Annotated in this window: 18 protein-coding genes and 1 tRNA gene; 10 read left to right on the forward strand and 9 right to left on the reverse strand. The window is 53.8% G+C overall.

The genetic code is table 11. The features are described from left to right. Positions 1-8: 8 nt before the first annotated feature. The gene (gene rcsD / locus E2L00_RS00645; protein WP_167605602.1) at positions 9-2,666 is read right to left on the reverse strand and encodes a phosphotransferase RcsD; all 2,658 of its coding nucleotides are present in this window, start codon (positions 2,664-2,666) and stop codon (positions 9-11) included. A gap of 842 nt (positions 2,667-3,508) precedes the next feature. On the opposite strand from rcsD, the gene E2L00_RS00650 reads away from it, so the two are divergent. From E2L00_RS00650 to mgtE, 6 genes are all read left to right on the forward strand, one after another. Further along, positions 3,509-4,612, forward strand: a complete 1,104-nt coding sequence (locus E2L00_RS00650) for a porin OmpC (RefSeq protein ID WP_167605603.1) — start codon at positions 3,509-3,511, stop codon at positions 4,610-4,612. A gap of 130 nt (positions 4,613-4,742) precedes the next feature. Further along, a complete protein-coding gene (gene apbE, locus E2L00_RS00655) occupies positions 4,743-5,783 on the forward strand; it encodes an FAD:protein FMN transferase ApbE (RefSeq protein ID WP_167605605.1) in 1,041 nt (346 codons plus the stop codon). A gap of 81 nt (positions 5,784-5,864) precedes the next feature. After that, positions 5,865-6,935 (forward strand): bifunctional DNA-binding transcriptional regulator/O6-methylguanine-DNA methyltransferase Ada, encoded by a 1,071-nt coding sequence (gene ada, locus E2L00_RS00660; protein ID WP_167605607.1) that lies wholly within the window; start codon positions 5,865-5,867, stop codon positions 6,933-6,935. Continuing rightward, the gene (gene alkB / locus E2L00_RS00665; RefSeq protein WP_167605609.1) at positions 6,935-7,585 is read left to right on the forward strand and encodes a DNA oxidative demethylase AlkB; all 651 of its coding nucleotides are present in this window, start codon (positions 6,935-6,937) and stop codon (positions 7,583-7,585) included. Before ada ends, alkB begins: the two co-directional genes overlap by 1 nt. A gap of 74 nt (positions 7,586-7,659) precedes the next feature. After that, the gene (locus E2L00_RS00670) at positions 7,660-9,306 is read left to right on the forward strand and encodes a multidrug ABC transporter permease/ATP-binding protein (protein WP_167605611.1); all 1,647 of its coding nucleotides are present in this window, start codon (positions 7,660-7,662) and stop codon (positions 9,304-9,306) included. 254 nt (positions 9,307-9,560) lie between these two features. Further along, complete coding sequence (gene mgtE, locus E2L00_RS00675) at positions 9,561-10,988, forward strand: magnesium transporter (protein WP_167605613.1); 1,428 nt, start codon at positions 9,561-9,563, stop codon at positions 10,986-10,988. A 60-nt stretch (positions 10,989-11,048) separates the two neighbouring features. Here the strand turns inward: mgtE and E2L00_RS00680 are convergent. From E2L00_RS00680 to E2L00_RS00690, 3 genes are all read right to left on the reverse strand, one after another. Next, positions 11,049-11,125 (reverse strand) — tRNA-Pro (locus tag E2L00_RS00680). Between the two features lie 77 nt (positions 11,126-11,202). Next, complete coding sequence (yejM, locus tag E2L00_RS00685) at positions 11,203-12,966, reverse strand: LPS biosynthesis-modulating metalloenzyme YejM (RefSeq protein ID WP_167605615.1); 1,764 nt, start codon at positions 12,964-12,966, stop codon at positions 11,203-11,205. A 19-nt stretch (positions 12,967-12,985) separates the two neighbouring features. Beyond that, a complete protein-coding gene (locus tag E2L00_RS00690) occupies positions 12,986-13,213 on the reverse strand; it encodes a YejL family protein (RefSeq protein ID WP_167605617.1) in 228 nt (75 codons plus the stop codon). A gap of 136 nt (positions 13,214-13,349) precedes the next feature. On the opposite strand from E2L00_RS00690, the gene yejK reads away from it, so the two are divergent. Further along, positions 13,350-14,357: a nucleoid-associated protein YejK gene (yejK, locus tag E2L00_RS00695; RefSeq protein ID WP_167605619.1), complete on the forward strand. Its 1,008-nt coding sequence runs from the start codon at positions 13,350-13,352 to the stop codon at positions 14,355-14,357. Positions 14,358-14,499: 142 nt separating this feature from the next. On the opposite strand, the gene rplY is transcribed toward yejK, so the two are convergent. Both rplY and radD read right to left on the reverse strand, forming a co-directional pair. Continuing rightward, complete coding sequence (gene rplY, locus E2L00_RS00700) at positions 14,500-14,784, reverse strand: 50S ribosomal protein L25 (RefSeq protein ID WP_167605621.1); 285 nt, start codon at positions 14,782-14,784, stop codon at positions 14,500-14,502. A gap of 138 nt (positions 14,785-14,922) precedes the next feature. After that, the gene (gene radD, locus E2L00_RS00705) at positions 14,923-16,683 is read right to left on the reverse strand and encodes a DNA repair helicase RadD (RefSeq protein WP_167605623.1); all 1,761 of its coding nucleotides are present in this window, start codon (positions 16,681-16,683) and stop codon (positions 14,923-14,925) included. A 382-nt stretch (positions 16,684-17,065) separates the two neighbouring features. Between radD and rsuA the strand changes: the two genes are divergently transcribed. The 3 genes from rsuA (at position 17,066) to E2L00_RS00720 (ending at position 19,669) form a co-directional block, all read left to right on the forward strand. Continuing rightward, entirely contained in the window at positions 17,066-17,773 is a 708-nt protein-coding gene (rsuA, locus tag E2L00_RS00710) for a 16S rRNA pseudouridine(516) synthase RsuA (RefSeq protein WP_167605625.1), read from the forward strand. 15 nt (positions 17,774-17,788) lie between these two features. Then, positions 17,789-18,985, forward strand: a complete 1,197-nt coding sequence (locus E2L00_RS00715) for a Bcr/CflA family multidrug efflux MFS transporter (RefSeq protein WP_167605627.1) — start codon at positions 17,789-17,791, stop codon at positions 18,983-18,985. A 339-nt stretch (positions 18,986-19,324) separates the two neighbouring features. Next, positions 19,325-19,669, forward strand: a complete 345-nt coding sequence (locus E2L00_RS00720) for a YejG family protein (protein ID WP_167605629.1) — start codon at positions 19,325-19,327, stop codon at positions 19,667-19,669. 12 nt (positions 19,670-19,681) lie between these two features. On the opposite strand, the gene yejF is transcribed toward E2L00_RS00720, so the two are convergent. Genes yejF through E2L00_RS00735 form a run of 3 tightly spaced genes read right to left on the reverse strand, consistent with a single transcriptional unit; the run spans position 19,682 to position 23,392 of the window. After that, positions 19,682-21,271 (reverse strand): microcin C ABC transporter ATP-binding protein YejF, encoded by a 1,590-nt coding sequence (yejF, locus tag E2L00_RS00725; RefSeq protein WP_167605631.1) that lies wholly within the window; start codon positions 21,269-21,271, stop codon positions 19,682-19,684. A 1-nt stretch (position 21,272) separates the two neighbouring features. Continuing rightward, complete coding sequence (locus E2L00_RS00730; RefSeq protein WP_167605633.1) at positions 21,273-22,298, reverse strand: microcin C ABC transporter permease; 1,026 nt, start codon at positions 22,296-22,298, stop codon at positions 21,273-21,275. Next, positions 22,295-23,392, reverse strand: coding sequence for a microcin C ABC transporter permease YejB (locus tag E2L00_RS00735; protein ID WP_167605635.1), 1,098 nt, complete (start codon positions 23,390-23,392; stop codon positions 22,295-22,297). Before E2L00_RS00735 ends, E2L00_RS00730 begins: the two co-directional genes overlap by 4 nt. Positions 23,393-23,397 lie beyond the last annotated feature (5 nt).

Below are 23,397 nucleotides of genomic sequence, written 5' to 3' on the forward strand. Positions count from 1 at the left end.
CTACCTTGCTACAGCAGACTCTTGACGTAAGCGTCAATATCGCTGGTATATTTTTGTATGTTGGCAGCATCACTTTCGCGAATGTGATGCTCTAACGTTTCGCATAACTGCTTGCCGGATACCAGATTGAGCATGGCAAACACCCCTTTTAAACGGTGCGCCGTCTGTGCCAGCGCAGCAAAATCGCTGTTCGCTGATTCAGTATACAATCTCCTTACATCTTCCGGTACCGTGTCGACAAAGAGAGAATAATAGCCGCTGGCGTGAAGCTGCGCATTTTCGTCGCCGCCCAAAGGCGACTCGAGTATCTCTTCGCGCGCCAGCTGCTCTTCTATCAACTGAAGGACAGCATCCTGCATCGCGTTGCTGATATTAAAGTTAACGCGGAACTGACCCGGACCCAGTTTCCGCATTCCATTTTCATCATCGCTTAAAAGCAATCCGGAAGATGTAAGATTAGACGGATTATCGGTCAGGAAGATATCAAACTCTTGACTGGCAAATCTTTCATCAGGCGTGATGCAGTTCGCCCCCCAGTTTTCAAGCTGGCGGGTCACGATGTTACGCACTTCGTTAGAGGTGATATCCAGCATCGCTATGACTTCATCAAGCAGCTTTTCATCCTGCTCTTCCGGCTGCGGCTCAGCGGCCATCTTAATGTGCAGATTGTAACGTGTGCCGATATCGGGGCGGGTTTTAATGTTCAGATGGCCGCCCAGCTTGCGTGAAAGCCGATCGCAGAGATAGAACGTCAGGCCATCGGCTTTACCATAGCGGTCTTCGCTGGTTTCGTTGAGGAACGGGAAATGCAGATTGTCGATTTCATCATTACCGATCCCTTCGCCGGTATCCAGCATGCGGAACAGGAGGCGATCCGGGGCTGACTCTTCTTCGCTTATTTCAAGCGTGATCTTGCCTATCTGCGTTGTGGTGACGGAATAGTGCAGCAGCAGCTGCAGGATTTTACGCAGCGCCTCGCGGTCGCCGTGGCGTTCTTCATCAGCCGGTAGCTGGTTATTAATCAGCAGTTGCAGCCCCTTACGCTTGATAATCGGCAGCATTTCCAGCGCCACTTCATCAATTAGCGCCTGGACAGTAAACGGGGTGACGGTTGTTTTCCAGCTGTCGGCTTCCAGCATATTCAGTAGCTGAATTTCATCAACGAGCCGGGTGATAGTCTGGGCCTCGTTTGCCAGCTGTTTATATTCAGCAGAGTTAAACGCAGCCGCTCTTTCAGCAAGATTTTTCACCGGCAGCTGCAAAGCTTCACCGATATGTTGCATGAATGCCACGCGGCCCTGCTGGTTTTTCTCATACAGGCGCTGTGCCTGCTTCAGCTTTTTGTTTACCAGAATTTCGCGATCCTGATCGCGGATAACGAAAATCTGCGTACGCGGAGCAATCTGGCTGCGAAACTGACGGATCTCGTAGAGTTCATTATTAATGGTGGCCTGAATCACGCCCTGATGCTGATCGGCCATCGCAATGATATTTTGCAGGTTCAGATGAGGCAGCAGATGATCGGCGATCTTATTGCTGATAACCGTTCTGTTGGCGTCAAGATCGTGTACCAGCAGGCCCAGCGGCAGCAGGGCGACGATTTCTTCGTTCAGCGCGCGCAGCACCTGCAATTCGCCGTTGCCGTTCGGCACTTCTGAGGCGCGCGGAGCCTGCTGGCGGAACGTGGAGTAACCGAACAGCGCCAGCGCCAGCAGGCCGATGTTAAGCAGCAGCGGCAGCAGGATATTTTGCAGGGTATCCATCAGCAGCGTGCCGAAAGGAACCTGCCACACCAGGCGCAGATGCGTGCTGGCTAACGGCGAGGCTATCTCAATGCGCGCGCTATTAAAGTTAATGGTGACGCTGTCCGGATCTTCTTTATTGCCTGCCTGCACAGCGTTAAGGGTGTCGTCTGGCTCCAGCTGAAAGCTATCCAGCGCCATGGACGGCGGGATAAGATCGTTAATCGGCAAATCAAATGCGACAACCGTGGCCAGATGGCCGGGCTGATTGAAAGTGGTACGCAGCGTAAAATAATGGCCGTTTTGCCATGCCAGCCGGCGCAGAGGGGAGAAGCTTTCCCGTTCATCCAGCGCGTTCGCCTGCTGCAACATTTCAGCGCGGCGGGAATCAACAATTGATCCGACGCCCGTCTCTTTAAATCCGGACGAGAGATCTTTTAAGGGCAGCGTTGAAACCAGGATCATGCTGTTGTCCTGGCCATTCAGGTAATACATTGACCACGGGCTGCTTTCCGCGCCCCAGAGCGTATCCAGCCAGGTTGAGATGCGCTGTGTCATCTCAAGCGTGGAACTGTCATGGGAGCCGAAAATCAGCGCTTCGGTCTTGCGGCGCGGCTTTTCGAGATAATAAACATCCTGGCGCAGGCGTGTTTCCTGCAAACCATCGCTGGCGGTGCCAGACGCTGCGGCAACGTTGTCGTAGATTTGCCACGTGGCGTAACGGTAGGTATCGACACGTTTATGCAGCGCATGCGTGATGTCGACTATCTGATAGCTTTTATCTTTTAGCCAGGCGTTAACGGCGCTTTGTACCATCACACCCATGGCGACTAACAGCACGACGATCAGCAGCAGAAAGAAGCGTGTGATATTGCCGGGAATAAGGGAAAATTTATTTGGGATCATGCCGTCTGACTGACTCATTATAAGCGCGTAACCCGGCGAATACTCGCCACTCTGGAGAAATTACCACGCTACCTGCGTCTGCAGGCGCCGTGGCTGTGAGCGATGCATTAAACGCACCCGAGCTAAGAATACCTGCATCAGGCGCTGCCGTCATCGACTCTCTTATATTCACAAGAAGTATAAGGATAAATTGCGGCATTTCCAGGCTGTTGATAATTAGTTGAAATGGCGGCTCGCGAAGCCAACAGGCTGCGATCTATACGGCATAATTTGTGTGCAATTTTGACGCGCCTGTATAGCTATTAATTTTGAAAGCTTGCTTGGTAAAGAAATAGACTTAAGAAAGTTCTTAGTGCTCAGCGACATAGCGGCGGAATATGAAGGGTGTTTATTTAATAAACGTTATTTATTCGTGCGACATAGCATAAAAATAGCGCAATGTCGTAAAAAAAAAGCCGGATGCAAGCATCCGGCGCTAATAGGGGTAAACAGACATTCAGAACTGAATGACGGTAATAAATAAAGTTAATGATGATAGCGAGATGTATTTTATAGAATAATATGAAAAATATTTTACCATTCAGTGCTACAGAATTCCTCTCTTTAACCCTTTGATTTTATTAGCTAGGATATTTTTTCTGATTATAAATGCCTATAGTTTTAGCTATTCGTGCGAAAAAAAGTTCCGTCAAATATACATTTTGATACATCTGTACGCGAAAATGAAACATCTCTATAGTTTTAGTATCATATTCGCATTGGATTATTCTGTATTTGTTTTGGACAATGAGTTCGCCGACTGATTAGAGGGTAATCAGTAAGCAGTGGCATATAAAAAGGCATAACAGAGGGTTAATAAAATGAAAGTTAAAGTACTGTCCCTCCTGGTTCCAGCTTTGCTGGTAGCAGGCACCGCTCACGCGGCTGAAGTTTATAACAAAGACGGCAACAAATTAGATTTGTATGGCAAAGTTGATGGTCTGCACTACTTCTCTGATGATAAGAGCGCGGATGGCGATCAGACTTATATGCGTCTGGGCTTCAAAGGCGAAACGCAGGTAAATGACCAAATTACCGGCTACGGTCAGTGGGAATACCAGATTCAGGGCAACAGCGCCGAAAGCGAAAACGATGCATGGACTCGTGTAGCGTTCGCTGGTCTGCGCGTGGGTGATGCTGGTTCCTTCGACTACGGCCGTAACTACGGCGTAATCTACGACATAGCTGCATGGACCGACGTTCTGCCTGAGTTCGGCGGCGATACCTACGGCGCTGATAACTTCCTGTTCAGCCGTGCAAATGGCGTTGCAACTTACCGTAACACCGACTTCTTTGGTCTGGTTGATGGCCTGAACTTTGCGGCTCAGTACCAGGGCAAAAACGGCAGCATCAGCGGCGAAGATGAAACGGGCCGTGGCGTTCTGAAGCAGAACGGCGACGGTTACGGTCTGTCCCTGACTTACGATCTGGGCGAAGGTTTCAGCGTAGGTGGCGCGATGTCTTCTTCCAAACGTACCTGGGATCAGAACAACACCGCAGCTCTGGGTGACGGTGACCGCGCTGAAGCGTACACCGGTGGTCTGAAATATGACGCTAACAATGTATACCTGGCTGCCCAGTATACCCAGTCATACAACGCTACCCGTTTTGGCGGCGACCACGATTCAGCGGCTTACGGTTATGCTAACAAAGCACAGAACTTCGAAGTGGTCGCTCAGTACCAGTTCGACTTCGGCCTGCGTCCATCCGTGGCTTACCTGCAGTCCAAAGGTAAAGACATCGAAGGTTACGGCGACCAGGATCTGATGAAATATGTTGATGTTGGCGCGACTTACTACTTCAACAAAAACATGTCCACCTACGTTGATTACAAAATCAACCTGGTTGACTCTAATACCTTCACTGATGCCGCGGGCGTCAGTACCGACGACATCGTTGCCCTTGGTCTGGTTTACCAGTTCTAATTCCGACTTCGTTGCAAAAGGCGCCTGCGGGCGCCTTTTTTATCTCTGTATATTCAACAGCAGCTTGCTTGTCCCGCCTTATGTCTTCCTTTGATATACTCTTGCGCCTCTTAACGGGAGATCTCAAACAATGGAACGACACTTTATTCAACGCGGCTTGTTTGCGCTGGCGCTTCTGATACTGGCCGGATGCGACAGCCAGACCGCGAAAGAAAGTACAGGTTTAGTGCTGGAAGGCAAAACCATGGGGACCTTCTGGCGCGTAAGCCTGGCCGGCGTGGACAATACCCGGCAGGATGAATTGCGCAAAAAGGTACAGGCGCAGCTTGATGGCGACGATCGTCTGCTTTCAACGTACAAATCTGATTCTACGCTGTCGCGCTTTAACCAGTCCCGCAGCACCGATCCTTATCCGGTGCCGGAAGCCATGAGCGATATAGTTACAACATCCTTAAGAATAGGCGCCAAAACCGGAGGCGCTATGGATATCACCGTCGGACCGCTGGTCAATTTATGGGGATTCGGCCCGGATAAGCAGCCGGTAAAAACGCCGGACCAGGCGCAAATCGATGCGGCAAAAGCGCTAACGGGTTTGCAGCATCTGACGGTTATCAATAAAGCCGGACAGCAATGGTTACAAAAAGATCTTCCGGGGCTGTATGTCGATCTCTCTACTATTGGCGAAGGCTATGCTGCGGATCGTCTGGCGCGACTGATGGAGCAAAACGGTATTAGCCGATACCTGGTCTCTGTGGGCGGGGCCGTCGTCACGCGCGGAACAAACTCCGACGGTAAAGCCTGGCGCGTGGCGATTCAAAAACCGACCGACCGGGAAACGGCGGTACAGGCCGTTGTCGATTTAAATGGACACGGTATCAGCACCTCCGGTAGCTATCGCAATTATTACGAGCTTGAAGGCAAGCGGCTTTCGCACGTCATCGATCCCACTACGGGCGCACCTATCGAGCATAAGCTGGTTTCTGCGACGGTGATTGCTCCCACGGCGATGGAGGCCGACGGCTGGGATACAGGCCTGATGGTGCTCGGCACGGAAAAAGCCAAACAGGTCGCTCAAAAAGAGGGACTGGCGGTGTACCTGATCGCCAAAGAAGGCGAGGGCTTTACAACGTGGATGTCGCCGCAGTTTAAAACTTTCCTGCTGAGCGAGTAAAATTAGAAAGCAAGAATGTGGGTTTCCTGAAACGGTACAACTGTCAAAGTGGATCTGTGACAGCAAGACCAGGAGCCAGTCATGAAAACTATCAATGACATTGCCGCTGACAACTGCCGCTGGCAGGCCGTGGAAACCCGGAACAGCCGCGCAGACGGGGAGTTTGTGTTTGCCGTGAAGACGACGGGTATCTTTTGCCGTCCTTCCTGCACCGCACGGCGTCCGCTGCGTAAAAACGTGCTTTTCTTTGCCGATCCGGATGCTGCTATGCGGGCAGGGTTCCGTCCCTGCAAGCGCTGTCAGCCGGATAAGCTCGCCCCCGAACAACAGCGCGTAGAACGCATCACACGGGCCTGTCGTATCATTGAGGAAAGTGCGCAGCCGCTTACGCTCGCAGCACTTTCTGCCCGGGTTGCAATGAGTCCTTTCCATTTTCATCGGCTGTTTAAAAGCGTGACCGGCCTGACCCCTAACGCCTGGCAGAAAGCGTTGCGGACACAAAGATTGCGCGACCAGCTAGCGCAAGGCGAACCGGTGACTCGTGCCGCCTATGATGCCGGTTACCAGTCGGGCAGCCAGTTTTATCAACAGGCGGACGCCGCACTTGGCATGACCGCGCGCCAGTATCGCCAGGGCGGCGAGCGGGTAGCGATCCGCTTTGTGGTCGGCACCTGCCAGCTTGGCGAATTTCTGGTTGCGGAAAGTGAACGCGGGATTTGTGCCGTTTTGTTGGGCAACACGTCGGAAAAATTAATTGCTGAACTGGAGACCCTGTTCCCGAATGCTAAATTAGTTTCTGATGATGACGGATTTGCCGAGCGCGTCGCGCGGGTGGTGAGCTTTATGGAACATCCCGCCCGGCAGTTCGAACTGCCGCTCGACATTCAGGGCACGGCTTTCCAGCAGCAGGTCTGGCAGGCGCTGCGTGCCATCCCGCCGGGTGAAACCGCAAGCTATCAGGAGATCGCCGTACGTATTGGCAAACCTGCGGCGGTAAGGGCGGTGGCCGGCGCCTGTGCGGCCAACCGGCTTGCGGTGCTCGTTCCTTGCCATCGCGTAGTACGCAATGATGGGGCGCTTTCCGGCTACCGCTGGGGCGTTGAGCGTAAACAACAGCTTCTGAACATTGAGGCGGGACAGAGGAAAGAATAATGCTCGATCTCTTTGCGGATGAAACCCCCTGGCAGGAACCGCTGGCAGACGGCGCCGTTATACTACGGCGCTTTGCCCGTGCCGCTGCCGACGAGTTAATTAAGCAGATTGAGAACGTGGCGCAGCGTTCACCGTTCCGCCAGATGGTGACGCCGGGCGGCTATACCATGTCGGTGGCGATGACCAACTGCGGTGAACGAGGCTGGACGACCAGGCAGCACGGCTATCTTTACTCGCCGGACGATCCCCTGACGGGGAAGCCGTGGCCCGCGATGCCGCAGGCTTTTCGCCACTTGTCCGATGCGGCTTCAGCCGCTGCGGGCTATCGCGATTTTTGTCCGGACGCGTGCCTCATCAACCGCTACGTACCGGGCGCAAAACTCTCGCTTCATCAGGACAAAGACGAGCCTGATTTGCACCAGCCGATCGTTTCTGTTTCGCTGGGGCTGCCGGCCGTTTTCCAGTTCGGCGGCCTGAAACGTAACGATCCGCTGGTGCGGATTATGCTCGAGCACGGCGATGTTGTGGTATGGGGCGGGGCTTCCCGTCTGTTCTATCACGGTATTTTGCCGCTAAAACCCGGCCACCATCCTGCCACCGGCGACATACGCTATAACCTCACCTTTCGCCGCACCGGAAAAAGCGAATAAAAATAAGAATTATTCTTGCCGTTGAAAGATTGCCGTTTAAACTGCTCGCTGTTTTTGTTAGCGGGTAATGAGCGATGGAACTTTTACGAGTGGTTTACCGGCAGTATCGCTGGCCTTTTCTGATGGTAATGGCGTTAAGCCTCGCCAGTGCGGCGTTGGGTATTGGCCTTATCGCCTTTATTAACCTGCGGTTGATTGAAACGCCGGACATTTCGCTAAGGGTGCTGCCTGAATTCCTCGGCCTGCTGTTATTGTTAATGGCCGTGACGCTTGGCTCGCAGCTGGCGCTCACCACGCTTGGCCACCATTTTGTGTTTCGCCTGCGCAGTGAATTCATCAAACGGTTAATGGATACCCACGTCGAACGCGTTGAACAGCTCGGCAGCGCTGCGCTGCTGGCGGGCCTGACCAGCGATGTGCGTAACATTACCATCGCCTTTGTTCGCCTGCCGGAGCTGGTGCAGGGCATTATTCTGACGTTTGGTTCCGCGGCTTATCTGGCCTGGCTTTCACCAAAAATGCTTGGCGTCACGGCAATCTGGGTGGTGATAACCATTCTGGGCGGTTATCTGCTGGTGGCGCGCGTCTATAAACATATGGCGCATCTGCGTGAAATAGAAGACCAGCTCTATAACGATTACCAGACGGTTATCGAAGGGCGCAAAGAGCTGGCGCTTAACCGTGAACGAGCTGAGCGAGTGTATGAAGATACCTATATTCCTCACGCCAGCGATTATCGCCGCCATATTATTCGCGCTGATACTTTCCACCTGAGCGCGGTGAACTGGTCAAATATTATGATGCTGGGCGTGATTGGCCTGGTATTCTGGATGGCAAACAGCCTCGGCTGGGCTGATACCAACGTTGCGGCAACGTATTCCCTGACGCTGCTTTTCCTGCGCACGCCTTTGCTTTCGGCGGTCGGGGCTTTGCCAACGCTGCTTAGCGCGCAGGTCGCCTTCAACAAACTGAGAAAGTTTGAGCTGGCGCCCTTCGAGGCGGCTTTCCCACGCTCTGAAGAAGCGGGTAGATGGCAAACCCTTGAGATGCGCGACGTGGTGTTCAAATACGGCGATAACGCTTTCACCGTCGGCCCGTTAAATCTGAAAATTGAACGCGGTGAGCTGATATTTCTGATTGGCGGCAACGGCAGCGGTAAATCCACCATGGCGATGCTGCTGACCGGCCTGTACCATCCGGTTTCCGGGGCGATTTATTTAGACGGCAAGCAAATTGACGCGGGCAATCTGGATGATTATCGCAAGCTTTTCTCAGCGGTCTTTACCGACGTCTGGCTATTCGACCGTCTGCTGGGTCAGCAGGGCAGGCAGGCCAATCCGGAGCTGGTAGCAACCTGGCTTAAGCGTCTGAAAATGAGCGAAAAGCTGGAGCTGGACAACGGCACCATCCTCAACCTGAAACTTTCCAAGGGGCAGCGCAAACGCGTGGCGCTGCTGCTTGCCCTTGCGGAAGAAAGGGACATTATCCTGCTGGACGAGTGGGCCGCGGATCAGGATCCTCATTTCCGCCGTGAGTTTTACCAGGAGCTGCTGCCGCTGATGCAGCAGATGGGCAAAACGATTTTCGCTATCAGCCATGATGACCACTACTTTATTCATGCCGACAGGCTGCTCGAAATGCGTCAGGGACATTTGACCGAGCTGACGGGCCATGAACGCGAAAGCGCGTCGCGAGACGCCGTAGCGCGAACGGGTAGCTAAACAGTAAAAATCAGCCGTTTGGCTGGTTTTCTGCTGATGACAACCCTCATGGCTTGCGAAGTATTGAATTATATCGCCTGAAAAATTACCAAGAAAATCAAGCCGTTGATTTTCGGCTGCTAACCACAGAGAAGAAAAAACCACGCTTTTCCCTTCTCTGTCAGCAATATAAACCAGCCGTTTGGCTGGTTTTTTGTTTTTCGGGCGGCTTCAGGCTATAACTAAGCTCGTCGTTACCAGGGAATAAACGCCAGATGTCAGCCTCCGTGAAGTACAACCTCAGACAGCGAGCCCAGGATCGCGCGCGAATCCTTCAAATTCTTCTCACTAACAGAGCCGTTGCTGGCGGCATACTTGGGCGTCTGCCTGCGCCCGATGCGCACACGCCAGAGCAGGATATCGCTGAAATCGTCTCGCTGGCGGCAAGGCTTCCCGCCCCGGACCTTGCGGACGTGCTCGAAGCGCTTCCTACGGAAGAGCGGCATGCGCTGTGGAGCCTGGTAAAAGAGGATAAGCGCGGGCATGTATTGATCGAGGCTGCGGAAACCGTCTGGGACGACCTGATCGAAAATATGAGCGATAAAGAGTTGCTCAGGGCGCTGCGCCCGCTCGATATAGATGACCAGATTTACCTCGCACAATATTTACCGCGCGATTTGATGGGACGACTGCTGGCCACGCTCCCGCAGGAGGAGCGCGCGCAGGTTCGTAAGATATTGCATTACGACAAGCATAGCGTCGGCGCCATTATGGATTTTGAGGTGATTACCGTCCGTGCGGACGTCACTCTTGCTGTCGTCCAACGTTTTCTGCGCCTTCGCGGAAAAATTCCGCAGAATACCGACAAACTTTTTGTTACTACCCGGAATGAAACCCTGCTGGGAGAGCTGGGGCTGACGACAATCCTGCTCCATCCGCCTGAAACTCCCGTTCTGAAAGTTATGGACGATAACCCCACCTGTTTTGCGCCAGAAGATGACGACGAAATCGCGGCGAGAACGTTTGAGAGAGATAACCTGGTAAGCGCCGCCGTCATCGACAGCAGCGGGAAGCTGATGGGGCGTCTGACCGTTGATGAGATCGTTGACGTTGTGTACGAAGAGACGGATAACGATCTCCGCCGCATGGGTGGCCTGAGCGCGGAAGAGGACGTATTTGCCCCGGTAAGCAAGGCCGTTAAAGCGCGTTGGGCATGGCTTGCTATCAACCTGTGTACCGCATTTATCGCATCGCGCGTGATTGGCATGTTCGAACATACCATCTCACAGCTGGTGGCTCTGGCTTCGTTAATGCCGATTGTTGCGGGCATTGGCGGCAATACCGGCAACCAAACCATTACCATGATCGTTCGCGCGCTGGCGCTGCAACATTTGCAGGCTGGAAACTACTCGTTTTTAGTGCTGCGTGAACTGGGCGTGGCTTTCATAAACGGCATCGTCTGGGGCGGGGTGATGGGCGTAGTAACCTGGCTGCTGTACGACGATCCGGCACTTGGCGGCGTCATGACGCTCGCGATGGTGCTCAATCTGTTAGTCGCCGCGTTGATGGGCGTGCTGATCCCGATGATTATGACACGCCTGGGTAAAGATCCGGCTGTGGGATCAAGCGTAATGATCACCGCGTTAACCGATACCGGCGGATTCTTTATCTTCCTCGGGTTAGCGACTATTTTTCTGCTTTAGGCAGTTTCAAAATTCAGATATAAAAAAGCAGCCATAACAGGCTGCTTTTTAAGGGGATTCTGGTCGGCACGAGAGGATTTGAACCTCCGACCCCCGACACCCCATGACGGTGCGCTACCAGGCTGCGCTACGTGCCGACAACTGGGTAAAAATATTACCTTTTTTAGCGCCTATTGCAAGGATGCCGCTCGCTAAGTGGTTTATAAATATACAATCAGTTAGCGATGAAGCGTTTCTCATCGGTCAAAACCTGGAGCAATAAGCCGAGCTGCGGTTTGGTTTCTTCCACGCGTTCGCCCTGCAAGTCATAGATGCGATAGTTGCCGTTGTTATCAAGCACCAGCGTCATGTGCGGCATGGTGATTGCCAGACTGTTGTTATCCGCACCCACAACCCAGTTGTTACGGCGTGTGGCGGCAAACAGATCTTCACCCTGCGAATATTCATTCGCCGCTGTTTTAACGTGCAGCAGGCGCTGCATCAGGGTAGTCATTACATCCTGATGGTCGGTCAGCTTACTGATGGTCTGGGCGGGCGTGCCCGGCCAGTGGATAACCAAAGGTACCTGGATACGCGAGCGTGACCAGCCGAACGAATCCTGCTCATCACCCAGCGGAACGCCGTGGCCTGCCGTCACAATAACAACGGTATCATCCAGCTTGCCGGAGGCTTTCAGGGCGTCCAGCACTTCCTGAATCCTGTCATCCACGTTGTGCGCAGCGCGGGCATAGCGACGGGTGAAGTCTTGTTTGTTGCTATCCTCGCTGATGCTGGTGCCGTTAAAGGCAATCCAGGAGAACCAGCGGTTATCTTCGGAAGCATATTGCGTTAGCCAGTTCATCCACTGCGAGGCGGTCTGGCTATCTGACTGGCTTTTGGCCGACGGCAAAGAGAAGTCGGAGAGCAGCGCCTGGCGGTACATAGACGAATTAAAGCCATCGGAAGCAAACAGGCCCAGCTGGTAGCCCTGCTGGTTTAACGCGGTAATCAACGCCGCCGGGATGCGAGCGGAAAGCACGCCGTCCATATAAGCCGGTGAAATTCCATAGAACAACCCGAAGATACCGTTATCGGTGCTGTTCCCCACGCTCATATGCTGCGTAAAGTTAACGTTGCTGCGCGCAAACGCATTGAGGGCAGGCAGATCTTTAGCAAAGCGAGAAGCGTTCAGGCCGTCCACGGTTATCAGCAGGACGTTATGACCCGTGCCCATATCGCTAAATCGCAGGTCGCTCAGCGGATACTGTACCGACACCGCTTCCGGGTTACCCTGTTCAACGAGACGGCGCTGATATTCCTCCGCATCCAGCAGGCCGTGTTTCTCAAGGAAACGACGCGCCGTCATCGGATAGGCCAGCGGCAGGTTGGCACGTTGCATGGTAATGGGACGGTAGAAATTCGCATCTGCCCAGATATACATAATGTGGCTGCTGAAAAAGGCGACAAAGAACAGCGCGACAACGGGCCGGGCAAAATATCTGCGCCGCCCGAGGCTGCGCAGTTTCTGCCAGCTCCAGGTCGCAAATAGCATCTCAACCAGCAGGATCACGGGCACGCTGATAAACATCAGCTGCCAGTCGCGCGCCATTTCGCTCTGGTCCGGGTTAATCACCAGTTCCCAGACGATAGGGTTGAGATGAAGGTGGAAACGGGTAAAAACTTCGCTATCAATAAGCAGTAGCGTTATGCCCGCGGTGGCGAAGGCCGCCGATAAAAAGCGCATCAGGCGCTGGGACATCACGACAAAGGTCAGCGGGAAAAGAATCAGCAGATAGGCGGCAAACACTAAAAAGCTGAAGTGGCCGATAACGCTCAGGTAAGAGTAGATACGCCCGGTGAGCGTTGTCGGCCAGTCGGCGACAAACAGGTAGCGGCTACCCAGCAGAGTGGCCAGCAGGATATTAAACAGGGCGAACCAGTGTCCCCAACTGACCATCTGGGAAACTTTTTCGCGGTAGCGCTGACGGTTAGTCACCATAACTCGTAGCTACAATTCCTTAATGAGCTTGATCTTCGCTCACGGAGGCTTGCAGCGCCTGCGCGAAGGAGCGAGCCAGCGTCTGGCGTTGTGCAGTGGCCACGCTGGTATTAATCAGGTTAGTGACCATATTTCCCAGCACCATCAGGGAAAGATCGGTAGGCGCGTGATGCTTTTCCAGCACGCCAGCCAGCTCGGTCAGCAGTTCTTCTACTTGTTCATCACTATAGCGGGATATTTGTGGCATAAATTAACAATCAATCAGGTTCAGGAAAGGGCGTTATCTTACCGTAGGAAGACCTTTTTTTCTGCTTTTTTATCTTCTGTTGCACATAGCTTGCGGCAGTGGTTGAATACCGCCCGGTCTAAAAGGAGAGTTTATCATGAGTCTGGATATCAACCAGATTGCCCTGCATCAGCTTATCAAGCGCGGCGAAGAGACGCTTGAAGTGGTGCTGCGCGATTCCCTGCTGGCAACTAACGGTGCCGTAGAAGAGATGATGGCTGAGCTTCACCGTGTTTATAGCGCAAAAAATAAAGCATACGGGTTGTTCAGCGAAGAGAGCGAACTAGCGCAGGCGCTGCGTTCACAACGCAAAGGTGAGGAGGATTTCCTCGCCTTCAGCCGTGCGGCAACAGGTCGTCTGCGTGACGAACTGGGGAAATATCCCTTTGCTGACGGCGGTATCGTGCTGTTCTGCCATTACCGCTATCTGGCCGTTGAGTATCTGATGGTGGCGGTACTTAATAATCTGAGCAGCATGCGCGTCAACGAAGAGCTGGATATCAGCTCAACCCACCATCTGGATATCAACCACGCGGATATCGTGGCGCGTATCGATCTGACCGAATGGGAAACCAACCCGGAATCGACCCGTTATCTGACGTTCCTCAGAGGGCGCGTTGGCCGCAAGGTTTCTGATTTCTTTATGGATTTCCTCGGCGCCAGCGAAGGGCTCAACGCCAAAGCGCAAAACAAGGGCTTATTGCAGGCGCTGGACGATTTCACTAACGAAGCGCAGCTGGATAAAAACGAGCGCCAGGAAGCGCGTCAGCAGGTATATGCCTACTGTAACGAACAGCTGCAGGCCGGAGAAGAGATCGAGCTTTCTTCACTGGCAGACGAACTGCCGTGGGCCGTGGATGATAAGAATTTCCAACAGTTTACCGCGGAGAAAGGTTATGAGCTGGAAGACAGCTTCCCGGCGGACCGCAGCACGCTGCGTCAGCTAACTAAATATGCAGGCAGCGGCGGCGGGTTGACGATTAACTTCGACGCGATGCTGCTGGGCGAGCGTATTTTCTGGGATCCGGCGACGGATACCCTGACCATCAAAGGCACGCCGCCGAACCTGCGTGACCAGCTACAGCGCCGAACTTCCAGTAAGTAAAAAGTATCCGGTGGGTGACGCTTGCGCTTACCCACCCTACAACTGCCACAGGCCGGATAAGCATGAGCGCCATCCGGCGTTTACCGCCAGCCAGAAAGCAAAAAACCCGCGTGAGCGGGTTTTTTTCGAGCTACATTCGCGATTAAGCGCGAACGAAGTCGATGTGAGCCAGTTTAGGCTTGAACGGGTGACGCTGAACAGCCTGAACCTTCGCTTTTACTTCTGTACCGTCAACAACCAGAGTCAGAACTTCTTCGTAGAAGCCAGGTTTTGCCTGCAGGTTCATTACGGAGTCATGGTCCAGTTCGATAGAGATTGCAGCTTCGGAACCACCGTAGATGATTGCCGGGAATTTGTTAGCTGCACGCAGGCGGCGGCTCGCACCCTTGCCCTGCTCTTTGCGTTTTTCTGCGTTGATAGTAAACATTAACTGTTTCTCTCTTAAATACTCCTGTTACAGGCGACCCAGCAACAGGAAAAGTTTTCTGCTTTGCGGATGCAAAAGCGGGCGCATTATAGCCATATCTGGCCGTGTCGGCAACGAGTATTGGCAATGGAAACGCCATTAGCCGCGTAATTCATTCGCACGGCGAAAGCGTCCTTCGTAGTCGAACACTTTTTCGCGCACGTTCCAGAATTGGCCGTTCTTGCGCGCGACTACAAAATCAGGGTGACGAAGCAGCGGCTGCTGCGCGACAACGTCCGCGATTGTTATCCAGCGCAGCGGTACGCCGGGTGCCCGGCTATGCGGGCGGATAAACAGCTGCTCGAAGGCCGTTCGCTGGGCTGGCGTATGCAGGCGGAAGCGCTCACTCACATCGGCACCGTCTTCGTCGTAATAAGTGACTTTTAGCCAGTCACCCTTGGCGTCGCTGCCTTGCTGTAATGTCATTCCGCTACAACGCAGCACCAGCGCATCTTTAAGCTTCAGGGCCGCTTTCAGCATATCGTCCGGATCGACCAGCACGTGATCGCACTGGTGGCAGCGGCGGGCGGCGATATCGTTTTCCGCATTACACTGCGGGCAGTTTTTAAAGCGGAAGCGGTAATCACACTGCTCCCGGTGCCCCTCATCATCCTCGAACCAGCCCTGACAGCGGCGGCCAAAATGTTCGATGATGGTGCCATCGCCGGTGGTTTTACCCCAGAACGTGTTGGCGAATCCGCACGACGGGCAGAAAACCTGCACCGGAACGTTGTCACTTTTCCCCTTTGCGTTACCCACTTCCGGCGTAAACAGGTCGTGCGGGTTACCGGCGTAATCAAGAATTAAACAGTCGCTCTTGCCGGGGGCGAGACGTAATCCGCGGCCAACAATTTGTTGGTAAAGGCTTACTGATTCCGTCGGACGCAGGATGGCAATCAAATCGACATGCGGCGCGTCAAAGCCCGTCGTCAGCACGGCTACGTTGACCAAAAAGCGGAACTGCTGATTTTTAAAGGCGTCGATTAAGGTATCGCGTACCGTCCCTGGCGTATCCGCCGTAATCAGCGCGGCATCGCCAGAAGGCAGAAGGGCGGTGACTTCTTTTGCATGCTCTACGGTCGCGGCAAAAATCATCACGCCGCGTCGCTGGGCGGCAAATTCCACAATCTGGCTGATGATATGCGGCGTAATGCGCTTTTGCTGCTTCAGCTCGCGGTTGAGGTCGGCCTCGCTAAACAAGCCGTTAGGTTGAGCCTGCAAGCGGCTGAAATCATACTGCACAACCGGCATATCTAACCTTTCCGGCGGGGTGAGATAGCCGTGCTTAATCATATAGCGCAGCGGCAGCTCGTAAATGCAGTCGCGGAACAGCGCTTTTTCATCGCCGCGCACCATGCCGTGGTAGTGATAATGGTAAATCCAGCCTTTGCCCAGGCGGTATGGCGTGGCGGTAAGCCCCAACAGACGCAGCCCGGGATTCGCAGAACGCAGATGAGCAAGAATTTGCTGATACTGGCTTTCATCCGCTTCGCCGATACGGTGGCACTCATCGACAATCAACAGTGAAAACTCACCGTGAAACTGCTCAAGGTTGCGGGCGACCGACTGAACGCTGCCGAAGACGACCTTGCCGTGGCTTTCCTTGCGTTGCAGGCCCGCCGCGAAAATATCGGCTTCAAGCTCCAGCGCGCGGTATTTAGCATGGTTCTGGGCAACAAGTTCTTTTACGTGAGCAAGCACCAGCACGCGCCCACGGGCAATGCGTGCCAGCTCGGCAATCACCAGGCTCTTGCCGGCGCCGGTTGGCAACACAATCACGGCGGGTTCAGGGTGTTTGCGGAAGTGGGCGAGGGTGGCATCCACCGCTTCCTGTTGATAAGGGCGTAAGGTAAAAGACATCGGCATTCCTGTCCTTCATCTTTCGAACTACCGTGGTGCTGGCTGCATTCCCTTACCCCAGCCACTTGCTGTAGTAAGCTGCTGGGGATGTCACTCACCTCACCGGAGGCTAGCCTTCGGCTGCACAAGTTCGTTTCCGACGAATTTGTATCTCCCTTGCCGCCTGCCTGTAGCTCGAAATCTAAAGGATATATAAGGTTTTCATATGTGATAAGGAAAGCGGTGATTATGCCACGAAACAGGGTTTTAACTTGAGAGAGTTTTTGATGTCGCTATACTGGCAAGTTAATTACCAGGCAAACGATTTACGCTGCAAAAGCGGACTCAGATGTCCGGCCAGCTTAGCTTTAAGCTGGTTCCTCTTTGAAACAGGCAAGACTTAATGCGACTCGACAAATTTATTTCTCAGCAGCTCGGCGTGAGCCGTGCCATTGCTGGCCGTGAAATTCGTGCTCAACGTATCACCATCGACGGAGAAGTAGTGCGTGATGCTTCCTTTAAGCTCCAGCCGGACCACCAGGTTGAGTTCGATGGCAATCCCCTGAATCAGCAGAATGGCCCACGCTACTTTATGCTGAATAAGCCGCAAGGCTATGTGTGCTCAACCGAAGATCCGGATCACCCAACCGTGCTCTATTTCCTCGATGTGCCGGTGGCGCACAAGCTGCACGCCGCCGGGCGTCTGGATATCGACACCACAGGTCTGGTGCTGATGACGGACGATGGCCAGTGGTCTCACCGCATCACTTCGCCGCGCCACCACTGCGAGAAAACTTATCTGGTGACGCTGGAATCGCCGGTTGCCGATGACACCGCCGAGCAGTTTGCGCACGGCGTACAGCTGCATAATGAAAAAGATCTTACTAAACCGGCCATCCTTAACATCATCACCCCGACGGAAGTTCGTCTGACCATCAGCGAAGGGCGTTACCACCAGGTCAAACGCATGTTTGCCGCCGTGGGCAACCGCGTGATTGCTCTGCATCGTGAGCGCATCGGTGAGATCGAACTGGACCAGGATCTGGAGCCGGGCGAATACCGTCCGTTAACGGAACAGGAAATTGCCAGCGTCGGCATGCCAAAAAGCTAACTTCAGGAGTTACCGTTGAGTACCAAGCAGAATTCGTCAGTCGGCATCGTGGTGATCCTTGGCCTGCTGGCCATGTTAATGCCGTTGTCGATTGATATGTACCTGCCGGCTTTGCCGGTTATCGCTGCCGAATTTGGCGTGCCTGCCGGCAGCGCGCAGATGACGCTGAGTACCTATATTCTCGGCTTTGCTATCGGCCAGCTGTTTTATGGCCCAATGGCGGACAGCATCGGGCGTAAACCGGTGGTGCTCGGTGGCACGCTGGTCTTTGCGGCGGCGGCCATCGCCTGCGCGCTGTCCCAGACGATCGATCACCTGATCGCAATGCGTTTTCTGCACGGCCTTTCGGCTGCGGCGGCAAGCGTGGTGATTAACGCCTTAATGCGCGATATCTATCCAAAGGAAGAGTTCTCACGCATGATGTCGTTTGTCATGCTGATTACCACTATCGCGCCGCTGGTTGCGCCGATGGTGGGCGGGGCGGTACTGGTATGGTTTAGCTGGCATGCGATTTTCTGGATCCTGGCGCTGGCCGCGCTGCTGGCGTCAGCGATGATATTCTTCCTGATCCATGAAACGCTGCCGGCTGAACGTCGTCAGAAATTTCATTTTCGTACCACCATTGGCAACTTTGCTACGCTGTTCCGCCATAAGCGAGTGCTCAGCTATATGCTGGCGAGCGGCTTCAGCTTTGCGGGAATGTTTTCGTTTCTTAGCGCCGGGCCGTTTGTTTATATCGAACTGAACCACGTCTCGCCGCAGCATTTCGGCTATTACTTTGCGCTCAACATCGCCTTCCTGTTCATTATGACGATGATTAACAGCCGCTTTGTGCGTCGTGTTGGGGCGCTAAATATGTTCCGCTTCGGTCTGTATGTGCAGTTTGCGATGGCTATCTGGCTGGTTATCAGCGCCCAGTTTGATTTTGGCTTCTGGGCGCTGGTGCTTGGCGTGGCGGCCTTTGTGGGCTGCGTTTCGATGGTGTCGTCTAACGGCATGGCCGTTATCCTTGACGAATTTCCTCACATGGCGGGTACGGCATCGTCTCTGGCCGGGACTTTCCGTTTTGGTATCGGTGCCCTGACGGGCGCGCTGCTTTCTATCGCTACTTTTAATACCGCCTGGCCGATGATCTGGTCAATTGCCGTATGCGCTACCAGCTCGCTACTCTTTTATCTCTACGCAAGTCGTCCCCGCAAGTCCGCAGCCTAATACGAAACGGGTACGTCATGTACCCGTTTGTTAATCCAAATCAACGAAATTTCTGCGTCAGCTCCTACAATTTGTTTCTGAAATGTAAACGTTACAAAAACGAAAAGTCACAGCTTTGTAGTTAAAAAGGTTGAGTTAGATCACAGAAAGCGTTACATATAGCGCCGAAACGCGTGCACAGCCGCACAAACAAGCGTTATCCATCTAAAAATAATTGACTTACTACAGCGGATGTAAACGGTTTACAGGTTCTTTACGCGCAATTTATCAACATTGTGTTAACCTTTGTGTAAACTATTCATGTAACACTTTTGTATGAATTTCTTCGGGGATACCATTTTGAATACGTTACAACTTTCTATCGTTCATCGCTTACCGCAAAGCTATCGCTGGTCGGCAGGTTTTGCTGGTCTGAAGGTTGAACCGATTCCGCAGCATCTCCAGAATGCAGAGAACTGTCTTATCGGCCTGAAACTGCTCAGCGAAGACGGTGAAAAAGCGTGGCCGATCATGCATACACTTAGCCAGGCGCTTAGCGATATTGAAGTGGATTGCTCGGTGGTGGAATGTGAAGGCGAGCCGTGCCTGTTTGTTAATCGTCAGGACGAACCGGCAGCAACCTGCCGCCTGAAGAATTTTGGCGTGGCGATTGCCGAATCATTTTCAGTTACCCATCCTTTCTGATTGCTGTGAAATTCAGGCCAGCGTCAGCAGCTGGCGCGTATACTCCGTCTGCGGCGCCGCAAATATTTTCTGACATTCACCCTGCTCGACAACTTTCCCCTGCCGTAACACGATTATCTGGTGACACAGCGACCTGACGATTTTTAAGTCATGGCTGATGAAAATGTACGCCAGCCGGTGCTTTTCCTGGAGCGACTTCAGCAGCGCCAGGATCTGCGCCTGTACGGATCTATCCAGCGAGGACGTTGGCTCATCCAGAACGATCAGCTGCGGCTGCAGGATAAGCGCGCGTGCGATAGCAATGCGCTGGCGTTGCCCACCGGAAAACTCCGCCGGATAACGATGGCGGGTTTCGGCATCGAGCCCCACCTCTTCTAAAGCCGCCATTACGCGTTGTTCGCGTTCGGCCGCGCTCAGGGCTGGATGATGAACCCGCAAACCTTCTTCAACGATCTGCAAAACGTCCAGCCGCGGGTTAAGCGCCGAATTGGGATCCTGGAACACCACCTGGATACGGTGGCGAAGCGGAAGAAGCTTTTTGCGGTTTAAGACGTGCAGCGGATGCCCGTCGAACCAGATACTGCCGCTGGAATGTATTAAGCGCAGCAGCGCCATCCCGGTGGTGCTTTTCCCGGAACCGGATTCGCCGACCAGGCCAACGCATTCGCCCGGCCGCAGCGAAAAACTTAAGCCTTTTATACCGTAGTGATAGCTGACCGTTTTCTTAAGCAGGCCACGGCGAACAGGGAAGGCAACTTCTAACGCTTCCACTTTTAATAACGGAGGCTGATTTTCATCCAGCGGCCAGGGATCGCCACTCGGTTCAGCGGCTAAAAGCTGTTGTGTGTAAGGGTGCTGCGGCGCGCTCAGCAGCGTGGCGGCTCTGTTCTGCTCCACGCATTTTCCGTTGTGCATGACCGCAATATTATCCGCAAGCTGCCTTACAATGCCGAGGTTATGGGTAATAAACAGCAGCCCCATATTCAGCTCCTGCTGCAACTCCTTCAGCAGCTGCAGGATTTGCGCCTGCACGGTGACGTCGAGCGCCGTCGTTGGTTCATCGGCAATCAGCAGCTCGGGGCGGGTAAGCAGCGCCATGGCTATCATCACGCGCTGGCGCTCTCCGCCGGACAGCTGATGGGGAAAATCTGTCAGGCGCGTTGCCGCGTTACGAATGCCAACCCTGTCCAGGCAGGTCAGCATTTCGGCTCGCGCGGCCTCACGACGCATGCCGCGGTGCAGAGACAAAACTTCATAAAGCTGCTTCTCAATACTGTGCAGGGGATTGAGCGATACCATCGGCTCCTGGAAAATCATGGCGATTTTGTTGCCGCGAACGCCGCGTAGCACGCGTTCCGGCGCGTGCAGCAGCTCCTGACCTTTGAAGTAAATCTCACCCCGAGGATAAAAAACCGGCGGCGAGGGCAGCAGGCGCAGCACCGAAAGGGCGGTAACGCTTTTTCCTGAACCTGATTCACCAACCAGCGCCAGCGTTTCTCCCGCTTCAATCTGCAACGACAGGTCTTCCACCACCTGGTGGGTAACGTCACCCTGACGGAAAGCAATGGCGAGATTATTAATGGCAAGTAGCGGAGTAGTCATGTCAGCGTGCCTTAGAAGGATCGAAGGCGTCACGCACCGCTTCGCCAATAAAGATTAATAGCGTCAGCAGGATAGCCAGATAAACAAAGGCGGTAATACCCAGCCACGGAGCCTGCAAATTATTTTTACCCTGCAGCAGAAGCTCGCCGAGGGAAGGTGAACCAAGCGGTAAGCCGAAGCCGAGAAAATCCAGGGAAGTTAACGTCGTTATCGACCCGCAGAGAATAAACGGCAAAAATGTCAGCGTGGCGACCATGGCATTGGGCAGCATATGGCGAGTCATGATTGCCCAGTCGCCCACGCCCATCGCCTGGGCGGCACGAATATAATCAAAGTTACGCGTGCGTAAAAACTCCGCGCGCACCACGCTTACCAGGCTCATCCAGCCAAACAGCACGGTTATTCCCAGCAGCCACCAGAAGTTGGGCTGCACCACGCTTGAAAGAAGGATAATCAGGAAAAGCGTGGGCATACCGGACCACACTTCAATAAAGCGTTGCCCCCAGAGGTCAGTCTTTCCGCCGTAATAGCCCTGCGCTGCGCCAGCCAGAATACCGATGATGCTGGAGAATAGCGTCAGCATCAGACCGAAAAGAATTGAGATGCGCGTGCCGTAAAGCAAACGCGCCAGCACGTCGCCGCCGTTGGCGTCCGTACCCAGCCAGTTCTGGCTGCTCGGTGGCGACGGGAAGGGGACTTTGGTCGCATAGTTAATGGCGTTATCCCCAAAGCGAATCGGCGCCCAGAGCGCCCAGCCATCGCGGCCCAGGCGTCCGGCAAGCCACGGATCCTGATAATCCGCAGCGGTAGCCAGCGGGCCGCCGAAATCGCTTTCGCTGTAATTGACGATGACCGGGAAGTAAAAGCGATCCTGATAATGCACGATCAGAGGACGATCGTTGGCTACCAGCTCCGAGCCCAGACTCAGAACAAATACAACGGCAAAAATCCACAGGGACCAGTAGCCGCGTCGGTTCTGGCGAAAGCGTGCCCAGCGGGCCTGGTTCATCGGGCTTAAACGGTTCATCCGCGCCCCTCAAAGTCGATACGTGGGTCCACAAAGGTATAGGTAATATCGCTGAGGATATTCAATAGCAGGCCAATCAGGGTGAAAATATAAAGCGTGCCGAACATCACCGGGTAATCGCGTGACAGGGTTGAGTCATAGCCCAGCAGGCCAAGTCCGTTGAGCGAGAAGATAACCTCAATCAGCACCGAACCGGTAAAGAACATGCTGATAAAGGTGGCCGGGAAACCGGCAATAACCAGCAACATGGCGTTGCGGAACACGTGGCGGTAGAGAATTTTCTTCTCGTCCAGACCTTTTGCACGGGCGGTGACCACATACTGTTTGCGGATTTCATCGAGGAAGGAATTCTTGGTCAGCATCGTTAACGTGGCGAAGCCGCCGACGACGGTGGCGAGCACCGGCAGCGTAATATGCCAGAGGTAATCGGTCACCTTCCCGTACCACGGCAGGGAGTCAAAGTTTGTCGATACCAGACCGCGCAGCGGGAACCAGTCCAGATAGCTGCCTCCGGCAAACAGCACAATCAATAATATCGCGAATAAAAAGGCCGGAATGGCATAGCCGATAATAATGAACGTGCTGCTCCAGATATCAAAGCCGCTGCCGTTGCTGACGGCTTTGCGGATCCCCAGTGGAATAGAGACCAGATAGATAATCAGCGTGCTCCACAGACCAAGGGAAATGGACACCGGCAGGCTTTCTTTAATCAGATGCAGCACGGACGCGCTGCGAAACAGGCTGTCGCCAAAATCAAACCGCACATAATTCCACAGCATATTGAAATAGCGCTCGTGAAGAGGCTTATCGAAGCCATAGCGGTGGGTGATTTCAGCGATCACCTCCGGATCCAGCCCGCGCGAGCCGCGATACTGGTTATCCGTGCCGTTGCCTACGCCAACTCGCGCATGTCCGCTGCCCATCGTATCAGCGCTGACGCCGGGTATCCCTGAGCCATGACCAAACTGAATGTTAGCAATAGCCTGATCCACCGGGCCGCCGGGCGCGATTTGCACGATAAAAAAGTTGATGGTGATGATGGCCCACAAGGTCGGAATGATGAGCAATAAACGCCTGAGCAGATAGCTTCCCACGGTTT

The organism is Cedecea colo, assembly GCF_011808225.1.
Classification (GTDB): Bacteria; Pseudomonadota; Gammaproteobacteria; order Enterobacterales; family Enterobacteriaceae; genus Dryocola; species Dryocola colo.

Coding starts and splice junctions, on each gene's coding strand:
- rcsD (WP_167605602.1), bottom strand. CDS start 2,666: ATGAGTCAGTCAGACGGCATGATCCCAAATAAATTTTCCCTTATTCCC.
- E2L00_RS00650 (WP_167605603.1), top strand. CDS start 3,509: ATGAAAGTTAAAGTACTGTCCCTCCTGGTTCCAGCTTTGCTGGTAGCA.
- apbE (WP_167605605.1), top strand. CDS start 4,743: ATGGAACGACACTTTATTCAACGCGGCTTGTTTGCGCTGGCGCTTCTG.
- ada (WP_167605607.1), top strand. CDS start 5,865: ATGAAAACTATCAATGACATTGCCGCTGACAACTGCCGCTGGCAGGCC.
- alkB (WP_167605609.1), top strand. CDS start 6,935: ATGCTCGATCTCTTTGCGGATGAAACCCCCTGGCAGGAACCGCTGGCA.
- E2L00_RS00670 (WP_167605611.1), top strand. CDS start 7,660: ATGGAACTTTTACGAGTGGTTTACCGGCAGTATCGCTGGCCTTTTCTG.
- mgtE (WP_167605613.1), top strand. CDS start 9,561: ATGTCAGCCTCCGTGAAGTACAACCTCAGACAGCGAGCCCAGGATCGC.
- yejM (WP_167605615.1), bottom strand. CDS start 12,966: ATGGTGACTAACCGTCAGCGCTACCGCGAAAAAGTTTCCCAGATGGTC.
- E2L00_RS00690 (WP_167605617.1), bottom strand. CDS start 13,213: ATGCCACAAATATCCCGCTATAGTGATGAACAAGTAGAAGAACTGCTG.
- yejK (WP_167605619.1), top strand. CDS start 13,350: ATGAGTCTGGATATCAACCAGATTGCCCTGCATCAGCTTATCAAGCGC.
- rplY (WP_167605621.1), bottom strand. CDS start 14,784: ATGTTTACTATCAACGCAGAAAAACGCAAAGAGCAGGGCAAGGGTGCG.
- radD (WP_167605623.1), bottom strand. CDS start 16,683: ATGTCTTTTACCTTACGCCCTTATCAACAGGAAGCGGTGGATGCCACC.
- rsuA (WP_167605625.1), top strand. CDS start 17,066: ATGCGACTCGACAAATTTATTTCTCAGCAGCTCGGCGTGAGCCGTGCC.
- yejF (WP_167605631.1), bottom strand. CDS start 21,271: ATGACTACTCCGCTACTTGCCATTAATAATCTCGCCATTGCTTTCCGT.
- E2L00_RS00730 (WP_167605633.1), bottom strand. CDS start 22,298: ATGAACCGTTTAAGCCCGATGAACCAGGCCCGCTGGGCACGCTTTCGC.